Below are 25730 nucleotides of genomic sequence, written 5' to 3' on the forward strand. Positions count from 1 at the left end.
AGATGGATGTAAATATTGAATCTGGTTGGAAAGAACAGCTAAAAGAAGAATTTGACAAACCCTATTTTTCTGAGTTGGTTAACTTCGTAAAAACCGAATATAGAAATAACACTTGTTATCCTGCAGGTTCTAGAATCTTTTCGGCTTTCGACTATTGTAGCTTTGACGATGTAAAAGTCGTGATTATCGGCCAAGATCCGTATCATGGAGTAGGGCAAGCCAATGGGTTGTGTTTTTCGGTGAGTGATGGGATTGCAATGCCTCCATCATTGATCAATATTTTTAAAGAGATAGAAACAGATCTCGAAATTCCTTTTCCGGCAACAGGTAATTTAGAACGATGGGCAAAACAAGGAGTGTTGCTTTTGAATGCAACTTTAACGGTAAGGGCACATCAGGCGGGATCGCATCAAAATAAGGGATGGGAAAAATTTACGGATGCTGTTATCAAATGCATTTCAGATAAGAAAGAAAAGGTGGTATTCTTATTATGGGGAGGTTTTGCCAAAAAGAAAGGAGCAAAAATAGATAAAGAGAAACACTGTTTACTCAGTAGTGGACACCCTTCACCATTAAGTGCAAATAGGGGATACTGGTTTGGCAATAAGCATTTCAGTAGAACGAACACTTATTTAGCGCAAACAAATCAAACCAAAATTGAATGGTAACTAAGCTGCAGTTTGTATTTCTGAGCTTTTTGTCTTTTCAGTATTGATGTGGTTGATTTTTCCTTTAGCCTTGGTGTTCTTCTTGTTACCATCTACAGATTGCATACTAAAGCGTAACAGCAAAAAGTTGAAGGCCACAAGACCTAGTAGTATTGATAAAAAAGTAGTCATAGTGATTTGTTAGTTAATTATTAGATGCATTAAATACAAAATGGTTGCTTATGCGTTAATAATTAGTTCATTGGGGTAGGCTTGGCAAATGTACAAAAATATTTTATTTCTGTATATGTTTGACTTATAGATAATTAATTATTAACGGTTTGGTAAGTTTTGATTATCATTCTCATCTAAATTATAGTTTTACTCTTAATTTTTTAACATTCCTTTAATGTAAAACGTTTTAAGCTTAAAATACCCTACCTTATTTTTCAAGAAAAATGATTAAAAACTATATTTTGACTAAAATTTATAGATCAAATCTTCTGAAGGAATGGTTTTATCAATGATATTCAATGTAAATAATTGTTGTTGGATATAGAGAAGTGTTTTTTGCTCGATAAGTGATTGACTCCATTGAGTAATGGTAAGCCATTTTTGAATGTCTTCTAAACGTTGGTCATACCTCAAAGAAAGCGTTCGATCTATACTAGGGATGCTTTTGAAGTCGGCAGTGGTTGTGTTAATGATACTTAAGATCTTTTCTATCTGATCATGCTTTGTTTTTATAATTTCATCTCTTACAGCAATAACAAAACACGGCCATGGAGTAGGGTAATCTGCAACTCTTCTAAAAGTTCCATCGTCTACCAAAGGTTTGGTGGTAAAATGTTCCCACATAAAATAGTCGGCTTTTCCCGCAGTAAGTGCATTTACGGCTCCATTTAAATTTTGTGTGACTTCAAAGCTTAGTGAAGATGTATCCCAGTTCTGAGACTGCGCATTCATGTAGGCCATTAATTCGGATCCAGATCCATATCGACTTATAGCTACTTTGGTATTTTCTAATTGTGATAAGTTGGTATATGGCGAGTTTGAGGCCACATGTATCCCCCAAATTAGTGGAGTTTGAATATAGGTTTGTACAATTTTTGAGGGGTTACCACCTATGATATCCTTAATAATACCTTCGGTAAGAATGATCGCCATATCTATTTCCGAATTGCGTAATGCTTCACACATAGCTCCAGTACCGCCATAGTAATCTGTCCATTCTAGTTGTATGCCTTCTTTTTCATAACTCTTATCTTCAATGGTTAAGTGCCATGGTAAGTTAAAATGTTCAGGAACTCCTCCAATTTTTATGGTGTGCATGCGTAATAAATTAATAAATATGTGTATTTCATCGATTATTTATGTTTTTTAACGATGAAATTAAATTATTTTTTCTATATTTGACTTATTATTCTTCCATATAGAAGTATATTTGATAACAATTTAGAACCCAAAATAAAAACAATTGCTATGAAAAAGAATTTTCTTAAAACCAAAAGCGCTTATGTAAAAGTTGCCAAGTTAAAAAATAATCCTGTTGAAAATGGAATTGTAGTTTTTATCGGGGTTTTATTATTAACAAATTTACTGATAAGTCTCAAAATATTGTTTGGTTAATAGACAATCCAAATTGCCCTAATTATTTTCATAATATTTTAATGATTAAAAGATGAGTTTTACTCATCTTTTTTTGTTGGTCACTTGGTTATTCAGAAACTTGCAATTTTAGAAAGCGTATACTGAATAAGCTGATCTACAGTTTCTTTAGGTTGTTTGCTAAATGTTCCGTTGATTCTATTGGCTAAGATAGCATTCATAGAAACAGCTTTATGTCCCAAGAGTTTGGCCATGCCATAAATTCCTGCCGTCTCCATCTCCAAATTAGTTATTCTTTTGTTGTTGTAAACGAATGAGGTAATTTTATCATTCATTTTTTCATCAGGAATTGCAAGTCGTAATATCCTTCCTTGGGGTCCATAAAAACCAACATTGGTCGCGGTTACTCCTTTTTTAGTTCGTTCACTATGCATATGATTCCCTAAATTTTCATCATATCCAACTGTATAGGGGAGTGATCGATTTTTACTCCAATCCATATGCTTGACCAAGGATTCTGAAAATTCTTTTTGTAGTATAGTTTCGTTCTGATAGAAATGAAGCAGACTATCAAATCCGATAGCCATCTCAGAAATAACAAAACTATCAACATCAATTTCTTTTTGTACAGAGCCAGAGGTTCCTATTCTTATGATATTTAGAGAAGTAAGTTCTTGTTTGATTTCTCTTGTATTCAAATCAATATTGACCAACGCATCTAACTCATTAAAAACAATGTCAATGTTATCGGTACCAATTCCTGTAGAAATTACTGTAATTCGATGTCCGTTATAGTAACCGGTTTGCGTATGGAACTCTCGTTTACGAATTACAAACTCTACAGATTCGAAATATTTGGTAACATCATCTACACGATCTGGATCTCCAACGGTAATAACGGTTCTGGCTAAATGCTCTGGTTTTAAATTTAGGTGATAGATGCTTCCGTCTGGATTAAGAATAAGTTCTGATTCTGCTATTGGCATATTACAATTTTAATAACGTATGCGTTTCGTTGTTGTATAAGTAATCATACTTTTTTACTCCCCCGTAGTACCAATCCAATTTCTGGGTATTGTAAAAATTCTTCTTACTATCTAAAGCTAACTTACCTCTTTCGGATAGATGAAGTTGATCTTTCGTTTGATCCAGAAACTGAAATAGTCTGGCAATTACTCGTTTCATTTGCATATCTCCATACCCATAGTATCCCTGATATTCTAAGGCATATCCCATAAGTTGACGAACATTTTTTATTTGATGTTTATCGATCATTTCGAGAATGTTATGTTCTAATATGTTAAGTCCAGTAAGCATATTAGGGAAACGTTGTAAATGAGCTCTTAAACAAATGGATAGGTATTCAAAAGAAGATTGTTTTTTGATCTGGCCTGCGATCTTTTTAGGATTAGATTCGCAATATAATGTCCAGACATAATCTGCTAGTTCTAAATCATCTAGTGAAAGCAATACTTTATTTTGATAATGTGTTTTTAATTGAGGCGTAGATAACTCGCATAAACCCATTAATTTTTTATCGCTCTCCGTTCTTCCACTGCATACAAGATAGATTGGTATTTCTTGTATTCCTTTTCTTAAGAGGAGGCTTATGGCAGCAATCATGTTGATATGACAAAACAAATCATATTCGAACCACAAGATAATTTCATCATAGTTTTGAAGATTGTCTAGTAGTTGCAGCTGAGAAACAAATTTAGTTTCATAATCGTTAGGCGGGATACGGTAGTACTTCTTTAAAAAATCTTTTCGTTTTTTTATGCCTTCCTCACTTTCAATTTTAACAGAGGTGGGACCTTCACATAACATTTCGCGCCATGTAAAAAAATCCCCTTCTACAAGTTGCTGCTCTTGTAGTCGATCCGTTAGACTATCTCCGTTAGTAATATGTAATGTTCCTGTTGCCAAAATAAAATACAGGTAATTATGTTAACCTCCTACGCGTTTTACTTTAAATCCTTTCTCCTTTAGGATGTTCATAATCTGATCTCTGTAATCTCCCTGTATAATGATAGCATCATTTTTGAAGCTTCCGCCAACGCTCAAACGCGTCTTTAGCTCTTTGGCTAATTTTTTAAAATCTTCATCTGCTCCAGTATATCCTTCCAAAATTGTAATAGGTTTTCCCTTTCGCTTTTCATACTTACAAATTATAGGATCATCTTGCATCCATATTTTGTCTTCTGGCGCGTCTGCAACGTTTTCTTCTTCATCAAATTCGTGATCCGGGAAGAGGTTCTTCAATTGATCTTGTAAATCCATATTATCAAAAGACTATTTTTTTATCAATCCTATTTCTACTAATCGTTGATGCAGAAACTCTCCAGCGGTTATGTCGTCGTATTGTTTTGGATTTTCGGAGGTAATACATTCTTCCAAACAATTCAACTTCATATCACTTCTCGGATGCATAAAGAAAGGTATAGAATATCTTGGTTTACCCCATTGTTCTTTGGGAGGATTTACAACCCTATGTATAGTGGATCTTAACTTATTGTTGGTATGTCTTTCCAGCATATCCCCAACATTGATTACCAGTTCGTCATCTTGAGGAATAGCATCTATCCATTCTCCATCTTTACGTTGTACTTGTAATCCTCCGGTTGAAGCACCCATTAGCAGGGTAATCAAATTAATATCTCCATGTGCACCTGCGCGTACAGCACCTTTTGGTTCTTCGGTAATAGGAGGATAGTGAATTGGTCTTAGGATGCTATTTCCATTACTGGCCCAATGGTCAAAATAGTTTTCATCCAGACCTATGTATATAGCTAATGCCCTTAATACATAGATTCCTGTTTTTTCTAGCATGCGATAGGCCTCCATCCCAGTGGTATTAAAACTTTCAAGTTCATCTACCATAACATTTTCTGGGTATTCCTCTATTAGGTTAGCATCTTTATCAGGTTCTTGTCCAAAATGCCAAAATTCTTTCAGATCACCTTCTTTTTTCCCTTTAGCATGTTCTTTCCCAAAAGAGGTGTATCCTCGCTGGCCTCCCAAGCCTTCAATTTCATATTTTTCTTTAGTTGTAACAGGTAGCGCAAAGAAACTCTTTACTTCCTTATATAGGTTTTCTACCAACTGATCGCTTAGGAAATGATTCTTTAAGGCTACAAAACCTATTTCCTCATAGGCGCGTCCTATTTCATTTACAAATTTTTGCTTCTTAGCAGGATCTTCAGACAAAAAATCTGCTAAATCGACACTAGGTATATTATTCATTGGATATATGCTTAATTATTGAAGAACTAAAATAAGGTGTATTTTATATAAAAACCATGAATTGTCTTCAAAAAGTTTTCGAGTTTAATTTCTGATCAAATTAATTATTTTTAGAAATATTAATAAGAAACTAAGGTAAATTTAATTAATTCGTATGATTGTTTGGATTAAATTAACAACTACTTAATAATATTCCTTTTTTGCTGCGATTTCTGAAGTAAAAATAATTACATTTATTCTCTTAATTTTCATGTATGGACTACATTTCTGATGAAAAATCATCCCTTCAGTTTGATCGAAAAGAATTGAGTAATGAGACTCTAATTTCTCTTTATGAGAAGATGCTGAAGCCTAGGTTGATTGAAGAAAAGATGTTGGTATTATTGCGACAAGGTAAGATCTCAAAATGGTTTAGTGGTATCGGGCAGGAAGCAATTGCTGTTGGGGTCACTGCTGCGTTGGATCAGGATGAATACATTTTGCCAATGCATAGAAATCTTGGCGTGTTTACTTCAAGGAATATCCCATTATTCAGATTATTTTCTCAATGGCAGGGTAAATCCAATGGGTTTACCAAGGGTAGGGATCGTTCTTTTCATTTTGGAACTCAGGAATATAAAATTGTGGGAATGATTTCTCATTTAGGACCACAAATGGGAATAGCATGTGGCATTTCTTTGGCTAATGTTTTAAGGAAAAATAACAAAGTTACTGCTGTATTTACAGGAGAAGGAGGAACTAGCGAAGGTGATTTTCATGAAGCGCTGAATGTAGCCTCTGTGTGGAGCTTGCCAGTGTTGTTTTGTATTGAAAACAATGGTTACGGTTTATCTACCCCAACCAGCGAACAATACAATTGTACAAATCTGGCAGATAGAGGAAATGGATACGGAATGGAATCCTATGTAATTGAAGGAAATAATGTCTTAGAAGTATACACTAAGGTTAGTGAGTTGGTCAAAAGTATTCGGCAGAATCCTCGCCCTGTACTGTTGGAATTTAAAACGTTCAGGATGCGTGGGCATGAAGAAGCTAGTGGAACCAAATATGTTCCTCAGGAGCTCATGGATTTTTGGCAAACAAAAGACCCCATAGAGAATTATAGAAGTTATTTGCAGGGCCTAGGCCTTTTGTCATCTGCTGATGAAGAAGCCTTACAAGCTGCCATAAAGCTTGAAATAGATGAGCATTGGGAACGAACAAATGCGGAGGAGAATGTTGTTGTAGACATAGAAAAAGAGATGAATGATGTGTATGCTCCACATGATTTTCACAAAGTTGATCCAAAGGAGACCACCAAAGAATTGAGGTTAATAGATGCAATTTCACAAGGTTTGTATCAAGCGATGGAAAAATATAAGGATCTTGTAATAATGGGACAAGATATTGCGGAGTATGGAGGAGTGTTTAAAATAACCGAAGGCTTTGTTGAAGCATTCGGTAAACAAAGAGTGAGAAATACTCCAATCTGTGAATCGGCTATTGTTTCTACAGGATATGGATTGTCTGTAAATGATCATAAGGCTGTTATAGAGATGCAATTTGCAGATTTCGTGTCTTCGGGATTTAATCCAATTGTCAATTTATTGGCAAAATCCAATTACAGATGGGGGCAATCTGCAGATGTGGTGATTCGTATGCCATGCGGAGCAGGAGTTGGAGCCGGACCTTTTCATAGCCAAACCAATGAAGCGTGGTTTACTAAAGTTCCAGGACTTAAAGTAGTATATCCAGCGTTTCCAAAAGATGCAAAGGGTTTATTGATTAGTGCAATAGAAGATCCTAATCCAGTACTGTTTTTTGAGCATAAGGCATTATACCGTAGTATTCGACAAGAAGTACCAGAAGATTATTACAATCTACCAATAGGGCAGGCCTCTGTTCTGAAGGAAGGAAACGATATTACCATTATTAGTTATGGAGCGGGAGTGCATTGGGTGTTGGAGACTCTGAGTAAGCATGAAGATATTTCAGCAGAAGTGATTGATTTACGAACATTACAACCTCTGGACACAGCCACTATTTATGCTTCGGCCAAGAAAACAGGAAAGGTGATTGTGTTGCAAGAAGATACTTCGTTTGGTGGAATTGCTTCAGAAATAGCAGCGCTCATTATGGAAGAATGTTTTGAGTTTTTGGACGCTCCAGTAAAAAGAGTAGGAAGTATAGAAACGCCAATACCTTTTGATTCTGGATTAGAAAAGCAGTACCTGGCAAAAAATACTTTTGAAGAAGAGTTGATTCAATTATTGAAGTACTGATTTTATCTTTTTTATATTAAGAAAACGTTATTGTTAATAAAAAACGAAAAGAAGTTAAATATTTGAATTTTAGTTATTTATAAGGTTATCGTTGGCTCAATGGTTGTTTTTTCTCGTTAACTGGTAACGTTGAAATTTAAATAGGGGTAAAATCCCCTTTAACATATGTTGTATGTTCTTTTAGTAAATGTTAATTTCGCGCTGGCTATGGAAATCATAGTTTTGGGACTAAAAAACAGGGGGTTAAAACATAATAGATGAACACTAAACAGATAGAACAGTTGCGTTCTTCCAAGATACTCGTAACTGGTGCTGCGGGTTTTATAGGGTCTAATCTTTGCGAAAAACTATTAGATCTGGGCAGCGTAGTGGTAGGAATGGATAATTTTGCTACCGGACACAAAAAAAATATATCCTCATTACTAGAACATGATAATTTCACTTTTGTAGAAGGTGATATTAGAGATTTGGATGCTTGTCATAAAGTTTGCGAAGGAGTAGATTTTATACTCCATCAAGCAGCATTGGGGTCCGTTCCTCGATCGATAAATGATCCCATCACCAGCAATGACGTAAATGTTGGAGGTTTTTTAAACATGTTAGTAGCTGCCAGAGATGCAGGAGTTAAACGTTTTGTGTATGCAGCAAGCTCTTCTACGTATGGGGATTCCAAGTCGTTACCAAAAATTGAAGAAAATATCGGGAAACCACTTTCTCCATATGCAATTACCAAATATGTGAATGAATTGTATGCGGATAACTTTAAGAAAACTTATGGTTTAGATACTGTGGGATTGCGTTATTTCAATGTGTTTGGTCGTAAGCAGGATCCAGAAGGGGCTTATGCGGCAGTAATTCCTAAATTTGTAATGCAATTGATGAAACACGAGTCACCTATAATTAATGGTGATGGTAGTTTTTCTAGAGATTTTACGTATATCGACAATGTGATTCAGATGAACATTTGTGCAATCACAACAGATAATACTGAGGCATTGAACAATGTATACAATACCGCATTTGGAGAAAGAACGTCTCTTAATGAATTAACAGTATTATTAAAAGAATATCTCTCAGAGTTTGATGGAGATATTGCTGATGTGGAGATGCAATATGGACCGGAACGTAAAGGAGATGTTCCACATTCGCTGGCATCAATAGATAAAGCAAAAAACCTTTTGGGTTACGAACCCAAATTTGATATAAAATCAGGATTAAAAGAAGCTGTAAAGTGGTATTGGGATAACCTATAACCAAATGCACTACGAGCGCAATAAAATAAACAACCATTATGCAAGATACTAAGATAGCAGTAATCGGATTGGGATATGTTGGACTTCCGTTAGCTAGATTATTCGCGACAAAATTTCCTGTAGTAGGATTTGATATTAATCAAAATAGAATTACAGAATTGCAATCAGGTACGGATTCTACCTTAGAAGTAGAAGATGATTTGTTGAAAGAGGTATTAAAAACGAATAATGATCTTACATCAAATGGTTTGTTTTGTACTAATAACATTGAAGAAATAAAGGATTGTAACTACTATGTAGTTACTGTGCCCACTCCCGTTGATAAAAATAACCGTCCAGATTTGACACCTTTGTATAAATCTAGTGAGACTGTTGGATCTGTGTTGAAAAAGGGAGATATAGTTATTTATGAATCTACAGTGTATCCTGGGGTAACTGAAGAAGAATGTATACCTGTTCTTGAAAGAGTAAGTGGATTGGCATTTAATAAAGACTTTTATGCAGGATATTCTCCAGAACGAATAAATCCAGGGGATAAGAAACATACCGTAGAAAAGATTCTAAAAGTTACTGCAGGTTCTACACCAGAAATAGGGAAGAAAGTGGATGCGCTATACGCTTCTGTGATTGAAGCAGGAACACATCTTGCGCCAACTATTAAGGTAGCTGAAGCCGCTAAAGTGATCGAAAATTCTCAACGAGATATCAATATTGCTTTTGTAAATGAGTTGGCAAAAATCTTTAATTTAATGGATATCGATACTCATGATGTGCTAGCTGCTGCAGGAACCAAGTGGAATTTTTTACCATTTAAGCCTGGTTTGGTAGGAGGACATTGTATAGGAGTAGATCCATATTACTTGGCACAAAGAGCACAGGAGTTTGGGTATCACCCCGAGATTATTTTGGCAGGTAGAAGATTAAACGATAGTATGGGGAATTATGTAGCTTCCGAAGTAATCAAACTTATGGTAAAACATGATATTCATATCAAAGGAGCTAATGTTCTGGTATTGGGAGTAACCTTCAAGGAAAATTGTCCTGATGTTCGAAATACCAGAGCCGTTGATGTAATTGATCAATTAAAAGATTTTGGTACCAACGTAACCGTTTATGATCCCTGGGCAAATCCAGAGGAGGTAATGCATGAATACAATCTGGAAACGACTACGAATATTCCAAATCAAAAATTTGATGCCATTGTTCTTACTGTAGCACATAAAGAATATTTGGATGTTGATCTTAACACTTTGCTAATGCCAAATGGGGTTCTCTATGATGTAAAAGGAATTCTGGAAGGAGAAGTACAAGGAAGGTTATAAGTATTACCGAGTTTTTAATTTTAGCAACTAAACAACTAATACATCTAAATTGAGCCAACTAAAGAAAGGAGCGTTACTTACGTACTTAAAAATTGTGCTTACCAATGTTATAGGAATAATGATGACGCCGTTCATCGTTAGCAATATTGGAAAGGATGAATATGGTATATTTAATGCTGTAGGGGCGCTAATAGGTACGATTGCTCTTTTGGACTTTGGCTTAACTAACACCGTAGTTCGTTTCGTTGCAAAATACAGAGCAGAAAAGGATAGAAAAGGTGAAGAGAATTTTCTGGCAACAGTACGATTAATATACTTTGTTATCTCGATGCTGGTTATCTTGCTGGGTGTTATTTTTTATTTCTTTCTAGATACTTATTTTACCAAGTTCAATCCCGAGGAGATTAGAATCACCAAGATCATGTTTGTAATTCTGATTATAAATCTGGCGATATATCTTCCTGGTATGATTTTTACAGGAATCTGCAAAGGGTATGAAGCTTTTGTTTTCCCTGAATCCGTAGGTATTATTAGGTACCTTCTTAGATCGGCAACCATAGTAGCAGTTCTGTTGTTTGGTGGTAAGGCGATATCATTGGTGATAGTGGATTCATTGTTTAATTTATTTACCATTACAGTTACTGGATATTATGTTTTCAAAAAATTAAAAGTAAGGTTTAAACTTCATCAACTTTCTAAACAATATATCCTCCATATTTTTAAGTATTCTGGTTGGATCTTTGTATTTTCATTAGTAGCAATGTTACAGTGGAAATCCGGAAGTTGGGTGTTGGGATCTATGAGTTTGCCAAAAGTACTTGGTATTTACGGTATTGGGATTGCTCTAGGATCATATTATGGAACTTTTTCAACTGCTATATCTAGTGTTTTCTTGCCTAGAGCAACACAAATGTCTGTAAATAATGCATCTGGCGAGGAATTGACAAGCATGATGATTAAGTTAGGTAGGTTGTCTTTTATCATATTAATGTATGTGCTTGGAGCTTTTATATTGTACGGAGAGCAGTTCATAAATTTATGGGTTGGAGGAGGAGATGCTGAAAACTCTGGAAGATATACTCGAAGTGAATGTAGGGAAATCTATATTATCGCGCTTGCTATTATGGTTGGATATACTTTACCATTGTTACAAGCTTTTGGAAACTCTATTCTTGAAGCAAAGAATAAATTGTCTTTCAAGGCAATACTATATTTTGTTTTTATGTTTTTAGGCGCATTATCAGGATGGCTATTGGCTTATGAGTATGGAGCTATAGGAATGATTGCTGGACTTGTAGGAGGATGGTTGATTGTGCAGAACGTAATGAATTTTTACTATCATAAAACCATTGGATTGAATATTTTTAGGTTTTTCAGAGAAATGTTACATAAGTCATCCCTTGTAATAATTTTGGTGATTTCCATAGGGTATTTTATCAACTATATTCCTGGAGAAGGTTGGCTTAATTTTGTGGTAAAAGGAATTACTTATACCGCAGTATTTATTCCGCTAATGTACTTTTTGGGAATGCTGGACTATGAAAAACAATTATTTATCAAACCAATAGCATCAGTGCTGAAACGAAAATAAGAATGGATACAGTTAAGCTACAACATATTTCGTATTCTGATAATGGTCAAAAAATAAACTATGCGTATACCGCTCAAGGTAATGCGCAAAAGTACTTTGTTCAGGAAAAACCTTTGTATTCCAAATACTTGGTGGATGTAAGTACAGTTCCCGATAGTATATCGGTGATTCCTTTTTTGTCTAATTTACTTCCGATAGCTTGGTTTGCAGGGTTTACTATAGAAGTAGATGAGGTAGATGAGGATTTCTATGATTCTCAAGAGATCGTTAAGAAAGAATTTGAAAAGAGAGATACTTCCAGAACACTTTCAGGAGGATTAACTGCAAAAACTTTAATAAAGAACAATTGTAAAGGTGATAAAGCTGCCATGTTGTTTAGCGGAGGCGTAGATGCTTATGCTACCTACATCCGGGCATATGAGCAAAAACCGGATTTGATCACGTTATTGGGAGCCGATATCGAGATAGAAGATCAAAAACAGTGGACAGAGTTTACCGACTTTATAGAAAATGAAGAGTTGTTAAAAAACAACCATAAAGAATATATAGAAACCAATCTTAGGGATTTTTATACCTATCAGGTAGAGTTATTGCTTAATGATATTGGATGGTGGGGAAAAGTACAACATGGTTTAGCGCTAATAGGAGCTCTAGCGCCACTTTCATTTTTATATAACTACGGATCGATTTATATCGCTTCTTCCTACACTGATAATATTGATATAGACTGGGGTTCTACACCAGAAATGGATGAAAAAATTACCTGGGGAGGTGGAATCAAAGTGTTTCATGATGGTTACGAACTAAAGCGTCAAGACAAAGTTGATCTCATTGCTGGTTTTGCTTCAAATACAAACACCAAATTCAGGTTACGGGTATGCTATTCTGAAAGACGAACAGAATTTAACTGTAGCAGTTGCGAAAAGTGTTTCAGAACCATTTTGGGATTAATATTGAATGGGAAGGATCCCAATGATTATGGTTTCAATGTTGATGAAGGCATATACGAGAAGTTTTACACCGTGCTTGATATCGGTGGTGCGAGTAAAGGAGTACGATATTTTTGGTGGGAATTAATGGAAAAAGCAAAGTCGGTTGATGATTTCTTTATTTTTAAAGATAAAGAAATTGAGACTCTGCAGATGAATGATATTCGAAAGGGAAAAATTGATCGGCTTTTAGAACACAAAATAAATAATCCTCATAAAGGAATTCACCGAATGAAATTTATTTTAAGAAATAAATTTCCACGGTTGATCAAATTATACAGAAAAATAAAATAGACAGATGAAATACGGGTTATTAACATACGATGAGAATAGACGTTTTTTTAACGTAGGAGACAATATTCAGAGTTTGGCGGCTAAGCAGTTTTTGCCTAAAGTAGATCAATTATTAAATCGCGAAAGGCTGGCAGAATATTCTGGAGAGCCTATCAAATTGATCATGAATGGTTGGTTTACGCACAATACCCATAATTGGGTACCGTCAGAACCGATAGATCCGGTATTTGTATCTTTTCATATGAACAATACTGCGGCTCCTTTTATGCTTAGTGAAAAAGGAATTGCTTATTTAAAAAAGCATGAACCTATTGGGTGTAGAGATCAGTTTACAGCAGATACGTTGAAAGCAAAAGGTATCGACGCCTATTTTACGGGTTGTCTTACATTAACTCTAGATTCATACAAAGTTGACGATGCTGAAAGAGGAGATCAGATTTATATCGTGGATCCATTATATAGTTACCCAAGACCAGAAAAAGTATTTTATAATACAAAAAATACGGTAAGGAATATCCTGAATGGTTCAGCATTCCAGTTGGGTAAAAAGAACAAACATCTTAAGAATTTTATCAGTAAAGAGGTTTTAGAAACTGCAGAATTCATTAATCAGGAGCCACCTTCAAATAAATACACCGACGAGGAGAAGTTTGATATGGCTGAGAATCTACTCAAAAAATACGCAAGAGCGAGACTAGTAATCACTTCAAGAATTCATTGTGCTTTACCTTGTTTAGCACTAGGTACTCCTGTGATATTTGTAAATGGGTTTGACAGTTTTGTAGATTCTTGTCGTTTTGATGGGATCTTAGAACTCTTTAACCGAATAGACGTGAATAGTAAAACAGGTGAGTTTACAGCTAATTTCCCTCTAGAGGGTCAAATTGGTCTGGATACGATGGTGAAAAATTTAGAGAAACACCATGATCTAGCCAATGCATTAAAAGAAAAAGTAACCAGTAAACTAAATTAGAAACTGCATAGTGATGAGACTGGTCTATATTGTAAATAGAATCGACGGCCCTGGCGGATTAGAAAGAGTACTTTCTATAAAGGCCAGCAGGCTTGCTGATCATTACAATTACGATATACATGTGGTTACCTTAAACCAAAATACCAACGAACTTTTTTATCAATTTAGCCCAAAAATTAAATATCATAACATTAATGCAACGGGCAATCCTTTGGTTCATGCGTACAAATATGCCAAAGGACTGAGAAAAGTGATTAAAAAGATAAAACCCGATGTGATTGCAGTTTGTGATGACGGACTGAAAGGGTTTCTGGTACCAAAAATTTTAAATAAGCCGTGCCCGATGATTTATGAACGGCATGTTTCTAGAAATGCCGTGATTAAGCAAGGGGCTAAATCCTTTACTTCGAAAATATCTGACCGTGTAAAATCGGCGATGATGAATTTTGGAGGGCGATCTTATGATCATTTTGTAGTACTTACCAAAGGTAATCTAGAGGAATGGACTTTTAAGAACTTAAAGGTAATTCCTAATCCCTTGTCGTTTTATCCAGAGGAAAAAAGTACACTTGATAACAAGAAAGTGCTGGCCGTTGGTAAGCAAAGCTATCAAAAAGGATATGATCGTTTACTGAAGAGTTGGAAGACTGTTTCAGATAGACATCCCCTGTGGGAGCTAGATGTGTATGGTACTATAGATAAGAACCAAAAGCTGGATGATTTAGCTCAGGAGTTGGGAGTAGCGGATACAGTGAATTTTTACCCACCTGTGAGAAACATAGCCGAAAAATACCAGCAGGCGTCATTGTATACGATGTCTTCGAGATATGAAGGATTCGGAATGGTGCTAACAGAAGCCATGGCCTATGGAGTTCCCTGTATTTCATTTGATTGTCCTTATGGTCCTTCAGATATTATTTCGCATCAGGAAAATGGAATTTTGGTAGAGAACGGAGATGTAGATGGGTTTGCCAAAGCTATTCTTACACTTATTGAAAATGAAGAGGAAAGAAAATCCTATGGGGTGAATGCTAAAGAAGCTGTAAAGAAATACCTTCCAGAAAAAATAGGAGAGGAGTGGGATACTCTGTTTAGAAGTCTAACCAATTCGGTACCTGCATGAAAATCCTTTTTATCATAGATCAGGTGTATTTGCATGGAGGTATAGAACGAGTACTTTCGATTAAGGCAAACTATTTTGCGCAGCAAGAAGACAACGAGGTTTTTATCATAACCAGTGAGCAAAAGAATAACAAGCCTTGCTATTCTTTTGATGAACGGATAAAGTTTCAGGATTTAGGAATTAATTACAATAGGTATAAATCCTATTTTCATCCCAAAAACCTGTTGAAATTACCGGGTCATATTCGGAAAACAAAATCGGCGATTAAAAAGTTGCAACCTGATGTGGTTGTAGTTTGTAGCCATAGTGCAGACACCTATTTTGTTCCGTTTTTGGTAAAACGCGTTCCTAAAGTAAAAGAGTTTCATTATTCAAAATTTATTGAAGAAGGAAAGCGTAAACGTCCCGGAGTTTTCAAGAAATGGTTTTTTAGGTTTGCAGATTATGTAGAGTCAAAATATGATAAGTTAGTCATCTTAAATAATGATGAGTCTAGCTATTACAAGAGCAATAATACCGTGGTTATTCCTAATCCGTTGACGTTCTATCCCAATGAAGTTTCCAAAGGTACTGCCAAAAGAATCATTACAGCAGGTAGAATAGCACACGTAAAAGGATATGATATACTAATTGACATTTGGAAATTGGTTCAGAAAAATAAGACCGATTGGCAACTTCATATCTTTGGAGATGGAGATAAAGGATATACTAAACAATTACAAGATAAAATAGATAAAGAAGGACTAGGAGACAGTTTACAACTCAAAGGATCTACGTCAAATATTCAAGGAGAGATGTTGGATTCTTCTATTTTTGTAATGAGTTCGCATAACGAATGTTTTCCTTTGGTACTATTAGAAGCGCAAGCCTGTGGCTTACCTATTGTATCATTTGATTGTCCATATGGTCCTAGAAATATTGTAGATAAAGAAAACGGGATTTTAATACCTATTTATGATAATGAGATTTTTGCCAATCAATTATATCAACTGATGAATGATTCAGATCAGATCAAAGAAATGGGTAAAAATGCAAGAGATAATGCACAACAGTATCAATTAGAGCCCGTAATGGGGATGTGGAAAAATATGTTTAATCAATTAATTGATAAATCATGAGATCGTTAATCATCAATTTCTATAAGTTGTTTTTGTTTCCTCATGTACTTTTGTACTACAGAAGTAGAAACAAATCAGCTATAGATATGGATATTGATCGCTGGGCTTCTGCCAAAGGACTTACAGGAAGTCGAAGATCCTTATTATTAAGTTTTTTGGCGACTTCTCCTGATTTCAGAACAGTATTCTATCATAGAAACAGAGGAATGTTTGCTTCTTTATTGAATATCTATTGTAGAAAAGAAAAATATTTCAGAATCGATATCAGTACCAAATTAGGTGGAGGGATTCTTACCGGACATCCATACAGCACTATTTTGAATGCAGAGGAGATCGGAGAGAATTTTTACGTCAATCATCTGGTAACTCTTGGTGAAGTTGATGGTAAAAGACCAACCATAGGAAATAATGTTTCTGTATATACAGGAGCCATTATTATTGGAGATATAAAAATTGGGAACAACAGTGTTGTAGGAGCTGGATCCGTAGTAGTAAAGGATGTTCCCGATAATTGTGTAGTAGTAGGAAACCCTGCTAAAATCATTAAAAAAGACGGAAATAAAGTATAATTAAATTCTAAATTGGGGGATTATGAATTTGATATTAGATATACAAAAGGCAATAGAAACCAACTATGAACGCAATGCCTTTTGCATTAGAGAACAGTATTATAGTTACCAACAGTTTGCACAGGTCATTTCAGACATAAGAAGTGCTATTCGACAATCGGTAAAAAAGGAAGAGACTAATATTGGTTTGGTCACCAATGATGATATCCAAACCTATGCTTCTATCATTGCACTTTGGATGGAAGGGAAGGCATATGTGCCGTTAAATCCTGAGTTTCCAGAGAGTAGAAACCAAATGGTGGTAGATTTGGCTGATATTGTTACGGTTCTAGACTCTTCAGAAAAAGAAGTGTTTGCCGAAACCAAAACAATTCTAACCAGGCATTTGGATACAACGGATATAGATCTAAAACCAGTTGTGGTTGGAGCAACTGATCTTGCCTATATTTTCTTTACTTCGGGAACTACAGGTACACCAAAGGGAGTGCCGATTACTTTTAGTAACCTTTCCAGTTTTATGGACGCATTTTGGGCACTGGATTATCCCATTACCAAAGAAGATCGATGCCTGCAAATGTTTGAGTTAACCTTTGATCTTTCAGTAATGTCTTATCTGGCGCCCATGCTCAAAGGTGCTTGTACATATACCATACCCAAGGATGAGATAAAATACAGCTATATTTTTGAGTTGATGGAGGATTACGAGCTCACTTTTATGCTCATGGTTCCTTCCATTTTGCATTATTTACGTCCGTATTTTGATGAAATCAATTCTCCGGCCATGAAGTACAGTTTGTTTTGCGGAGAAGCATTGCCGTTGGATGTAACGGAGGAGTGGAGCAATTGTGTTCCTAATGCCACAATTGCTAATGTATATGGCCCTACCGAATGTACCATATTTTGTACAGATTACACCTATGTTAGAAACGGTACAAACAAAACCCACAATGGGGTATTGACCATAGGTAAGGATATGAAAAATACAACTACCATTATTGTAAATGACGAGAATAATGAAGTGACTGTTGGTGAAAGTGGAGAGTTATGTTTGAGTGGTGATCAACTTACCCCTGGGTATTGGAAAAACGAAACAAAGAATAAAGAAGTGTTCTTCGATAAAGAATACAATGGAGAAAAGATAAGGTTTTACAGAACGGGAGATCTATGTAATGTGGATCACGAAGGTGATATTTTGTATTTAGGAAGAGTTGATTTTCAGGCTAAAATTCAAGGGTTTAGAGTAGAGTTGTCCGAAATTGAGTTTCATGCCAAAGCAGGATTGGATAAGACCAATGCCGTAGCGATAGCTTTTACCAATAAGATTCACAACACAGAGATTGGGTTGGTGATAGAAGGCGAAGCTATGGATACAAATGATTTGGTAACCTATATGAAAGGTAAATTGCCGGCATATATGATACCTACGCAAATAAAATTTATACAGAACTTTCCTTTAAACACCAACGGGAAAATAGATAGAAAGAAATTAAAAGAAATGTTTAGTTAAAAAAACAGAGTTCATATGGAAATTAGTACTATAAAAGAAAGAATAAGTAATGTGTTGACCTCTATTTTGGAACACAGTAACTTCGAAATGCACGACGAATTAACGGCCAAAGATGTAGATGGATGGGATTCATTATCCCACATGATCATCATTACCAAGATTGAAGAAGAATTTGGTATTCGTTTTAAACTAAGAGAGTTAAACAAGCTTAAAAACATGGGAGCTTTGGTCTCCTTAGTACAAAGTAAGGCATAAGTCGACTCAGCATGGTATTCAATTCTTTTGATTTTCTGGCATTTATTATTCCGGTATTACTACTGTACTGGCTGGTTTTCAAGAAATCCGATGTGTCACAAAACATATTGTTGTTGGTTTCCAGTTTGGTATTCTATGCATGGGCGGATTGGCGGTTTTTGGTATTGTTGATTGCCAGTACGTTGATTAACTATGCGCTAGGAATTAAAATTGCACAAACAGAAGAGGATAAGAAAAGAAGTGTATTTCTGTACCTGGGATTGATCTTTAACGTAAGCTTGTTATTGTATTTTAAGTATGCCAACTTTTTCTATCAAGGATTTTACGACATACTTCAAGTCTTTGGATCCAGTGTAAGTCATAATACCTTGCAGATTATCCTACCGCTAGGTATTAGTTTCTTTACTTTTCAAACTCTAGGATATCTTATCGATGTATTCAATGAAGAGATAGAACCTAGTAAAGATCTATTGCGTTTTTCTGTTTTTGTCACATTTTTTCCTAAGATATTATCCGGACCCATCGAAAGAGCAGCGGGACTATTACCACAACTAGAGGAGAAGAGAACCTTCTCCTATCCAGTAATGGTAGACGGATTGCGTCAAATTTTATGGGGATTTTTTGCCAAAGTAGTTATTGCAGAAAATTGTGCCGCTATAGTGAATCCTATTTTTAATGATTACCAAGCACAGTCAGGAAGTACATTGCTGTTGGGGACATTTTTCTATGCGATTCAGTTATATGCAGATTTTTCTGGATATTCAAACATGGCCATTGGGGTAGGGAAACTATTCGGTATTCAATTAATGCGAAATTTTTCGACGCCATTCTTTTCAACAAACATTGCTGATTTTTGGAGAAAATGGCATATTTCATTAACCACTTGGATGATGGATTATGTGTTTACTCCGCTATCCTTTATTTTGAGGAGGCATCAAAAAAGAGGATTAATGCTCTCTATCGTGGCTACTTTTATTCTAGTTGGTTTTTGGCATGGTGCCAATTGGACCTTTGTGGTGTATGGACTGTGTCACGGGCTTTATTTTATACCGCTGGTATATTCGGGAAAAATGAATGCTTCTGAAGTTGTAGCCGAGGGTAAAGTACTACCTTCTTTTAAGGAATTAGGCAAAATGATTTTGTTGTTTTTGCTGATTATGCTTACTGATGTTTTTTTTAGAGCAAACAATGTCGTAGAGGCTTTTGATTATTTTGGGAAAATATTCTCAGGGTCTTTGTTTGATTTTCCTTCAATTTTAATGAGTAGCAATTCACTCATTACACTAGTATTGATTTCACTTTTTGTAGTCGTAGAGTGGATTCATAGAGGGAAAAAGCATGATTTTGAGTTGAGTACATATCCGGTATGGATACGTTGGAGTTCTTATGTATTTATCTTTGTGTTATTGTTGTTTTTCGGTAAAAGTGCAGAAACATTCATATATTTTCAATTTTAGACGATCATGAAAAAGTTCATTTTAAAACTTAGCTTATTTTCTACCATTTGTTTGGGTATCGTCACTTTTGTATTGATGAACTATGGAGGGAATATTGACTATTTCTACGAGAAATTTACTACCCCAAAGACAAAATCAATGATTGTTGGGGATTCTAGAAGTTTTCAAGGGATTCAACCAGCTGTAATTAATGAGTATTTTAAAGATACCGAATATAATGCTCCAATGCTGAACTATAGTTTTACAATTGCCCAGGCGATCATCGGGCGTTTGTATAATGAAAGTATTTATAAGAAATTAGATGAGTCGGCAGATAATGGTATATTTATCATTTCGGTAACTCCAGAGATGTTAACGGTACATGAAGGGTATGACAATGCTGCAGGAGAGTTTAGAGAAGAAGGGCAACCACCTCATAATATGAATTTTGTAAATACGAATCCTAATTATGAGTATTTGGTAAAGAACTTGTCGTTTTTTCATTTTAGGGCCATGTTCCGCCAAAAGTCAAAAGTGCATAAGGATGGATGGTTAGAAGAAACCAATTTGCCAACAGATGAGAAGGTGTTTGAGGATTGGAAAGAAAACCAAATAGCGATGTTCCTGAAGGATGCCAAAAAATCAAAATTGTCCGAGGTGAGAATTCAAAGTTTATCAGATTTGATCAACAAATTGAAGCAACACGGGCATGTATTTTTGGTGAGAATGCCAATTTCAAAAGAATTCTTGAGTTACGAAGAACAATATTTTCCAACATTTGGAAATGTTATCGAAAACGTTGCAAAATCAAATGAGATATCTTATTTTGATTTTAACGTAGGGGAGATGAAATATAAGACCTATGATGGACATCATATAGATAAATTTTCGGGAAAAGAATTTACAAAGGTCTTATCAGATTCTATTTTGAATAGTATAAAAAAACGAAAAAGAGTAGCTGAACATAGCGTAAACTAATATGAATACCTTTATTCCTATAGATTGGTATTATCCGTTGTATCTTAATCTGTGCTTCTTTTTAGTACTTTTTACGCTATTGCATACCCGAATTTTAAATATGAGCGAGCCTAAAAATTTGGCTTTTATCAATGTAACGGGATATGTATTATTGGCTTTTTTAATTTTTCACATTGGTCAAAGACCCGCCAGCCATAGGTTTGGGGATACGATCAATTACTATAGGACTTTTCAGCATTACAGTACGGGAGGAGAAATTCTTACGGTCAATGACTATGGATGGCACGTGTTTATGAAGACCATGGCGAGCTTTTCCTCTATTCATACTTTTTTTACCCTTTGTGCTTTCTTTTACATTTTTCCGATGTATAAGATTTCCAAGGTGTATTTCAAGGACTATTGGTACTATGCATTCATCATGTTTGTGGTTTCGTTTTCCTTTTGGACTTACGGTGTAAATGGGATGCGTAATGGAGCAGCTTGCTCTATCTTCCTTTGGGGGTTCAGTTACCATAAAACCAACAAGGTAGCTATGGGGCTCTTATTCCTTGTTGCTTCATTTTTTCATAAAACCACCTTATTGCCCATCTTGGCATTTTTGATGACTTACATCTACAACAATCCAAAATTCTATTTCAAAGGCTGGCTGGCTTGTATACCCTTGTCGCTAGCGATGGGTGGTTTTTGGATTTCATTATTTGCCGGTTTAGGATTTGGAGACGATGACCGGCTATCGGGGTATTTAACTAGTGAAGCTGCAGAGGGTACCTTTTCTAGTACAGGATTTCGATGGGATTTTCTTTTTCATAGTGCCTTTGCTGTTTTTGCAGGATGGTATTTTGTCTTTAAAAAGAATTTTGAAGATCCGATTTACAATAGATTACTCAACACCTACCTTATTTGCAATGGCTTTTGGATTTTGGTGATTAATGCAAACTATTCCAATAGGTTTGCCTATCTGTCTTGGTTTATGATGGCAATCGTAATTGCCTATCCATTTTTGACACAACGATTTTTTAAAAACCAACATTTTTTACTTGGGATGGTAATACTGGTATATTTCGCATTTACCTATTTTATGTATTACTTCTTTTGGGGATAACTCTTAAACTAACTAACAACTATGAAAACAATTACAGTATTCACACCAACCTATAATCGGGCCTATTGTTTGGATCAGTGTTATCAAAGTTTGATAAGACAGACCAATCAAGATTTTCTTTGGTTAATTATTGATGATGGATCTTCTGATAATACCGAAGAATTAGTGAATTCCTGGATTGCTGAAAATAAGATTGCAATACAATATCACTTTCAGGAAAACCTGGGAATGCATGGCGGACATAATGCAGCATATCGTTTGATTGAAACCGAACTTAACGTTTGTATCGATAGCGATGACTTTATGCCGGATGATGCTATCGAAAAAATCCTTACCAATTGGGAAAAGATTAAAGGGAAGGACAATTTTGCAGGTTTAGTAGGTCTTGATGCTAATACCAAAGGAGATATTATTGGAACCAAAATTCCTGATCACCTTACGGAAACTAGGCTATATGACTTATACCAGAAGCATGGTGTTTTGGGAGATAAAAAACTGGTGTTCAGAACTGAAGTGGTTAAAAAATATCCACCGTATCCTATTTTTGAAGGTGAACGCTTTGTGCCTCTTGGATACCTATATCAACTTATAGATCAGGATTACAAACTACTGCCAGTAAATGAGGTGTTTTGTATTGTAGAGTACTTAACCGATGGGTCGAGTATGAACATGCTAAAACAATACCGTAGACACCCTAATGGTTTTGCTTTTTCCAGAAAGAGCAGAATGAAATTAGGAGAAAGCTTTAAAGAGCGTTTCAAAAATGCCATTCACTATGTTTCTTGTGCATTGTTTACCAAGAATGGATCCTTTTTGGCCGAGTCTCCAAGAAAATTAATCACACTTTTGGCAATCCCGTTTGGAGTAGCATTAAACATGTATATCCGTTTTAAAACCAGAGGAGGAATATAATGGCACCAATCAGGGTATTGCAGGTTTTTACTATCATGAATCGTGGTGGGGCAGAATCAATGATCATGAATTATTATCGAAATATTGATCGCGATCAAATACAATTCGATTTTTTGGTGCATCGTAAAGAAAAAGCAGCGTTTGATGATGAAATAGAACGTTTAGGAGGTAAGATCTATAAACTAGATCCTATCAACCCTGTTTCTCCAGGGAAATACTATGAAGCGCTAAGAGGTTTTTTTAAAGCGCATAGTGACTACGCTATTGTACACTCTCATCTCAATACCTTTAGTAATTTTCCACTCAAAATAGCTAAAGAATTCAATATCCCTTGCAGGATTGCTCACGCACATATTGCAATTTCGGACATAACTCTATCCAATATTCGTAAAGAAGGACTAAAAGAGACTGCAAAGAAATGGATCAAATTTCGATTAAAGCAGAAGGTAAAGGATAACACCACTCATCTTTTTTCTTGTGGAGAGAAGGCGGGAAAGTGGCTTTTTGGAAAAGAGACGTCATTTCAATTGATGAATAATGCGATTGATAGTAAGAAGTTCGCTTATAACGAGGATATAGCTAGAACTTATAGAAATACACTACATATAAAAGAAGATACATTGGTATTGGGGCATGTGGGACGCTATGCTAGCCAAAAGAATCATGCTTTTTTGATTGATATTTTTGCAGCTACACTCAAAAAAATCAGAACTGCGTATTGATTTCAGTAGGAGATGGACCCCTAAGAGCTGGAATCGAACAAAAAGCCAAAGCGTTAGGAATAGACGATAAGATACTATTTTTGGGAGTTAGAGAAGATATCCCAGAATTGTTTCAGGTGTTTGATGTATTTGTTTTCCCATCGTTTTATGAAGGTCTTCCGGTTACCTTGATCGAAGCTCAGGCTGCAGGTGTAAAAGTAGTGGCATCCGATACCATTACTTCTGAAGTACATGTTACCGATGAGATTACATTTTTACAACTAGAGAAAGAAGCCGATATATGGGCAAAAACGATACTGGAGACAGATACCTCAAAAAAGGGGCAAAACACTGATAAAATTGTTGATGCAAATTATGATATTGTTTCCAATACCTTAGCGATGGAGAAATTTTACTTAGAACAATCAGCGATATAGCTATGGCAGGGATAAAAGAGAAAATATACAATAACATGCCATATCCTTTTAAGTTTATATTGTTGAACATAAAAGGATACTTAAATAGCAAACAACGCTATAATAAAGAGTTTGAAGGCTATTTGAAAGAGCACATCCAATTGTGGGATGCGGATATAAAAACGGTAACTCGTTTTCAGGATAAAAGATTGTCCATGTTGTTGTCAGAAGTCCTGGAGCATTCGGAATGGTATGGCGATATCATGAAAAAGTTGAATATTACTGCAGAGGATATTCAAAATTCACCCAAAGAAGTGTTGTCCAAAATGCCGATACTTAAAAAATCTGAACGGAAGAATGAAGTAGAACGTTTGGTAAATAAAAAACGTGAAACCGCAATGGTGGGGCATACGAGTGGTACTTCTGGATCTCCTACTATAGATTATATAGATCGAGATTCGATCAATATATCTTTTGCTCTATGGAAACGATTTCATCATGTGATTGGGATACAACCCAAAAGCAGACAAGTTCGGTTTTCTGGTCGATTAATCGTGGATACAACCACCAAAAAACCTCCATTTTGGGTATATAATTATTTCGAGAGACAACTGTTGATGTCTACCTATCATCTTACCGATGCTAACTTAGGACATTACATCAAAAAACTAAATTCGTTCAAGCCAGAATTATTGGATGGCTATCCTTCTGCGATTTATATCATTAGTAAATATATCAACCAGAATGGGATTCAATTAACGTTTACGCCAAAAGCAATAGCAGTAACCGCAGAGACCTTGTATGATTATCAGCGAGAAGAGATACAAAAAGCGTTTGGTTGTCATGTATTTAACCAATACGCTTCTAGCGAAGGAAGCCCTTTTATAACCGAATGTGTTGAAGGGAATTTGCATCTTAATTTGGACTCAGGAGTTTTTGAATTCATAAACACCAAAGGAGAACCCGCACAACCTGGGGAAATTGCAAAGCTGGTGGTAACTAGTTTTATTAATTACAAAACACCATTAATACGGTACGATATAGGAGATACGGTATTATTGTCTCCTGCAGATAAAGAATGTCCGTGTGTGTGCAATATGCCCATCATAGAAAAGATCATTGGTAGAGAAGACGATATTTTGTGGACTGAAGAGAAGGGATATGTAGGCAGAATGGATACTGCATACAAAGGATTGCATGGCATTGTTAAAAGTCAGATCGTTCAGGAAAGTCCGGATAAAATCGTGATCAATCTAATGCCAGATAAGGAATATAACGAATCAATACAAGATCAATTGCTCAAGAATTTAAAGGATAGATTAGGAGAACAAATTGAATATAAGATTTGTGTAGTAGACGATATTCCTTTGGGACCTAATGGTAAGTTTGATGCAGTAAAAAGAAACTTTGAGTTACAACTTTAAAACCAATA

Annotated in this window: 26 protein-coding genes; 20 read left to right on the plus strand and 6 right to left on the minus strand. The window is 35.5% G+C overall.

The annotated features are described in order from the left end of the window. The first annotated feature begins 2 nt into the window (after positions 1-2). Positions 3-668 carry a uracil-DNA glycosylase gene (locus tag AC0L3Q_RS11115; RefSeq protein WP_473286621.1) on the plus strand — a complete coding sequence of 222 codons (666 nt, stop codon included), beginning with the start codon at positions 3-5 and terminating at the stop codon, positions 666-668. Here AC0L3Q_RS11115 and AC0L3Q_RS11120 read toward each other — a convergent pair whose 3' ends face one another. Then, on the minus strand, positions 669-839 hold the full coding sequence (locus tag AC0L3Q_RS11120; RefSeq protein WP_473286622.1) for a hypothetical protein: 171 nt from the start codon (positions 837-839) through the stop codon (positions 669-671). Between the two features lie 288 nt (positions 840-1127). Next, positions 1128-1979, minus strand: coding sequence for a substrate-binding domain-containing protein (locus AC0L3Q_RS11125; protein ID WP_473286623.1), 852 nt, complete (start codon positions 1977-1979; stop codon positions 1128-1130). Between the two features lie 150 nt (positions 1980-2129). Here AC0L3Q_RS11125 and AC0L3Q_RS11130 point away from each other — a divergent pair, with 150 nt between their 5' ends. Next, positions 2130-2276, plus strand: coding sequence for a hypothetical protein (locus AC0L3Q_RS11130; RefSeq protein ID WP_170864526.1), 147 nt, complete (start codon positions 2130-2132; stop codon positions 2274-2276). A 92-nt stretch (positions 2277-2368) separates the two neighbouring features. On the opposite strand, the gene AC0L3Q_RS11135 is transcribed toward AC0L3Q_RS11130, so the two are convergent. Genes AC0L3Q_RS11135 through AC0L3Q_RS11150 form a run of 4 tightly spaced genes read right to left on the minus strand, consistent with a single transcriptional unit; the run spans position 2369 to position 5498 of the window. After that, the gene (locus AC0L3Q_RS11135) at positions 2369-3241 is read right to left on the minus strand and encodes a nucleoside phosphorylase (protein WP_473286624.1); all 873 of its coding nucleotides are present in this window, start codon (positions 3239-3241) and stop codon (positions 2369-2371) included. Position 3242: 1 nt separating this feature from the next. After that, positions 3243-4181 (minus strand): DUF1835 domain-containing protein, encoded by a 939-nt coding sequence (locus AC0L3Q_RS11140; RefSeq protein WP_473286625.1) that lies wholly within the window; start codon positions 4179-4181, stop codon positions 3243-3245. A gap of 21 nt (positions 4182-4202) precedes the next feature. Beyond that, a complete protein-coding gene (locus AC0L3Q_RS11145; RefSeq protein ID WP_473286626.1) occupies positions 4203-4535 on the minus strand; it encodes a translation initiation factor in 333 nt (110 codons plus the stop codon). 12 nt (positions 4536-4547) lie between these two features. Next, positions 4548-5498, minus strand: coding sequence for an isopenicillin N synthase family dioxygenase (locus AC0L3Q_RS11150; RefSeq protein WP_473286627.1), 951 nt, complete (start codon positions 5496-5498; stop codon positions 4548-4550). A gap of 254 nt (positions 5499-5752) precedes the next feature. Between AC0L3Q_RS11150 and AC0L3Q_RS11155 the strand changes: the two genes are divergently transcribed. The 18 genes from AC0L3Q_RS11155 to AC0L3Q_RS11240 all read left to right on the plus strand — a co-directional run bounded on the left by AC0L3Q_RS11155 (position 5753) and on the right by AC0L3Q_RS11240 (position 25722). Next, complete coding sequence (locus AC0L3Q_RS11155; RefSeq protein WP_473286628.1) at positions 5753-7759, plus strand: alpha-ketoacid dehydrogenase subunit alpha/beta; 2007 nt, start codon at positions 5753-5755, stop codon at positions 7757-7759. Between the two features lie 257 nt (positions 7760-8016). After that, positions 8017-9012 (plus strand): SDR family oxidoreductase, encoded by a 996-nt coding sequence (locus tag AC0L3Q_RS11160; protein ID WP_473286629.1) that lies wholly within the window; start codon positions 8017-8019, stop codon positions 9010-9012. 38 nt (positions 9013-9050) lie between these two features. Then, complete coding sequence (locus AC0L3Q_RS11165; protein WP_473286630.1) at positions 9051-10334, plus strand: nucleotide sugar dehydrogenase; 1284 nt, start codon at positions 9051-9053, stop codon at positions 10332-10334. Positions 10335-10383: 49 nt separating this feature from the next. Continuing rightward, the gene (locus AC0L3Q_RS11170; protein WP_473286631.1) at positions 10384-11925 is read left to right on the plus strand and encodes a lipopolysaccharide biosynthesis protein; all 1542 of its coding nucleotides are present in this window, start codon (positions 10384-10386) and stop codon (positions 11923-11925) included. A gap of 2 nt (positions 11926-11927) precedes the next feature. Next, positions 11928-13208 (plus strand): hypothetical protein, encoded by a 1281-nt coding sequence (locus AC0L3Q_RS11175; RefSeq protein ID WP_473286632.1) that lies wholly within the window; start codon positions 11928-11930, stop codon positions 13206-13208. Between the two features lie 4 nt (positions 13209-13212). Continuing rightward, the gene (locus tag AC0L3Q_RS11180) at positions 13213-14181 is read left to right on the plus strand and encodes a polysaccharide pyruvyl transferase family protein (RefSeq protein WP_073312833.1); all 969 of its coding nucleotides are present in this window, start codon (positions 13213-13215) and stop codon (positions 14179-14181) included. A 13-nt stretch (positions 14182-14194) separates the two neighbouring features. After that, positions 14195-15304 carry a glycosyltransferase family 4 protein gene (locus AC0L3Q_RS11185; protein WP_473286633.1) on the plus strand — a complete coding sequence of 370 codons (1110 nt, stop codon included), beginning with the start codon at positions 14195-14197 and terminating at the stop codon, positions 15302-15304. Continuing rightward, positions 15301-16422, plus strand: a complete 1122-nt coding sequence (locus AC0L3Q_RS11190; RefSeq protein ID WP_473286634.1) for a glycosyltransferase family 4 protein — start codon at positions 15301-15303, stop codon at positions 16420-16422. Before AC0L3Q_RS11185 ends, AC0L3Q_RS11190 begins: the two co-directional genes overlap by 4 nt. Beyond that, positions 16419-16991 carry a serine O-acetyltransferase gene (locus AC0L3Q_RS11195; RefSeq protein WP_473286635.1) on the plus strand — a complete coding sequence of 191 codons (573 nt, stop codon included), beginning with the start codon at positions 16419-16421 and terminating at the stop codon, positions 16989-16991. The genes AC0L3Q_RS11190 and AC0L3Q_RS11195 overlap by 4 nt, the downstream gene beginning before the upstream one ends. A gap of 22 nt (positions 16992-17013) precedes the next feature. Continuing rightward, positions 17014-18498, plus strand: coding sequence for an AMP-binding protein (locus AC0L3Q_RS11200; protein WP_473286636.1), 1485 nt, complete (start codon positions 17014-17016; stop codon positions 18496-18498). A 15-nt stretch (positions 18499-18513) separates the two neighbouring features. Beyond that, on the plus strand, positions 18514-18753 hold the full coding sequence (locus tag AC0L3Q_RS11205) for an acyl carrier protein (protein ID WP_473286637.1): 240 nt from the start codon (positions 18514-18516) through the stop codon (positions 18751-18753). A gap of 11 nt (positions 18754-18764) precedes the next feature. Further along, a complete protein-coding gene (locus AC0L3Q_RS11210; RefSeq protein ID WP_473286638.1) occupies positions 18765-20210 on the plus strand; it encodes an MBOAT family O-acyltransferase in 1446 nt (481 codons plus the stop codon). Positions 20211-20216: 6 nt separating this feature from the next. Next, a complete protein-coding gene (locus tag AC0L3Q_RS11215; protein WP_473286639.1) occupies positions 20217-21167 on the plus strand; it encodes a hypothetical protein in 951 nt (316 codons plus the stop codon). Positions 21168-21267: 100 nt separating this feature from the next. Beyond that, positions 21268-22269: an EpsG family protein gene (locus tag AC0L3Q_RS11220; protein WP_473286640.1), complete on the plus strand. Its 1002-nt coding sequence runs from the start codon at positions 21268-21270 to the stop codon at positions 22267-22269. Positions 22270-22290: 21 nt separating this feature from the next. Further along, positions 22291-23181 carry a glycosyltransferase family 2 protein gene (locus AC0L3Q_RS11225; protein ID WP_473286641.1) on the plus strand — a complete coding sequence of 297 codons (891 nt, stop codon included), beginning with the start codon at positions 22291-22293 and terminating at the stop codon, positions 23179-23181. Further along, positions 23181-23903, plus strand: a complete 723-nt coding sequence (locus AC0L3Q_RS11230) for a glycosyltransferase family protein (RefSeq protein ID WP_473286642.1) — start codon at positions 23181-23183, stop codon at positions 23901-23903. Before AC0L3Q_RS11225 ends, AC0L3Q_RS11230 begins: the two co-directional genes overlap by 1 nt. Continuing rightward, positions 23900-24319: a glycosyltransferase gene (locus AC0L3Q_RS11235; protein ID WP_473286643.1), complete on the plus strand. Its 420-nt coding sequence runs from the start codon at positions 23900-23902 to the stop codon at positions 24317-24319. Before AC0L3Q_RS11230 ends, AC0L3Q_RS11235 begins: the two co-directional genes overlap by 4 nt. A gap of 2 nt (positions 24320-24321) precedes the next feature. Next, entirely contained in the window at positions 24322-25722 is a 1401-nt protein-coding gene (locus AC0L3Q_RS11240; RefSeq protein ID WP_473286644.1) for a phenylacetate--CoA ligase family protein, read from the plus strand. The last annotated feature ends 8 nt before the right edge of the window (positions 25723-25730 follow it).

It is taken from the genome of Aquimarina sp. KJ22-3, assembly GCF_055808215.1.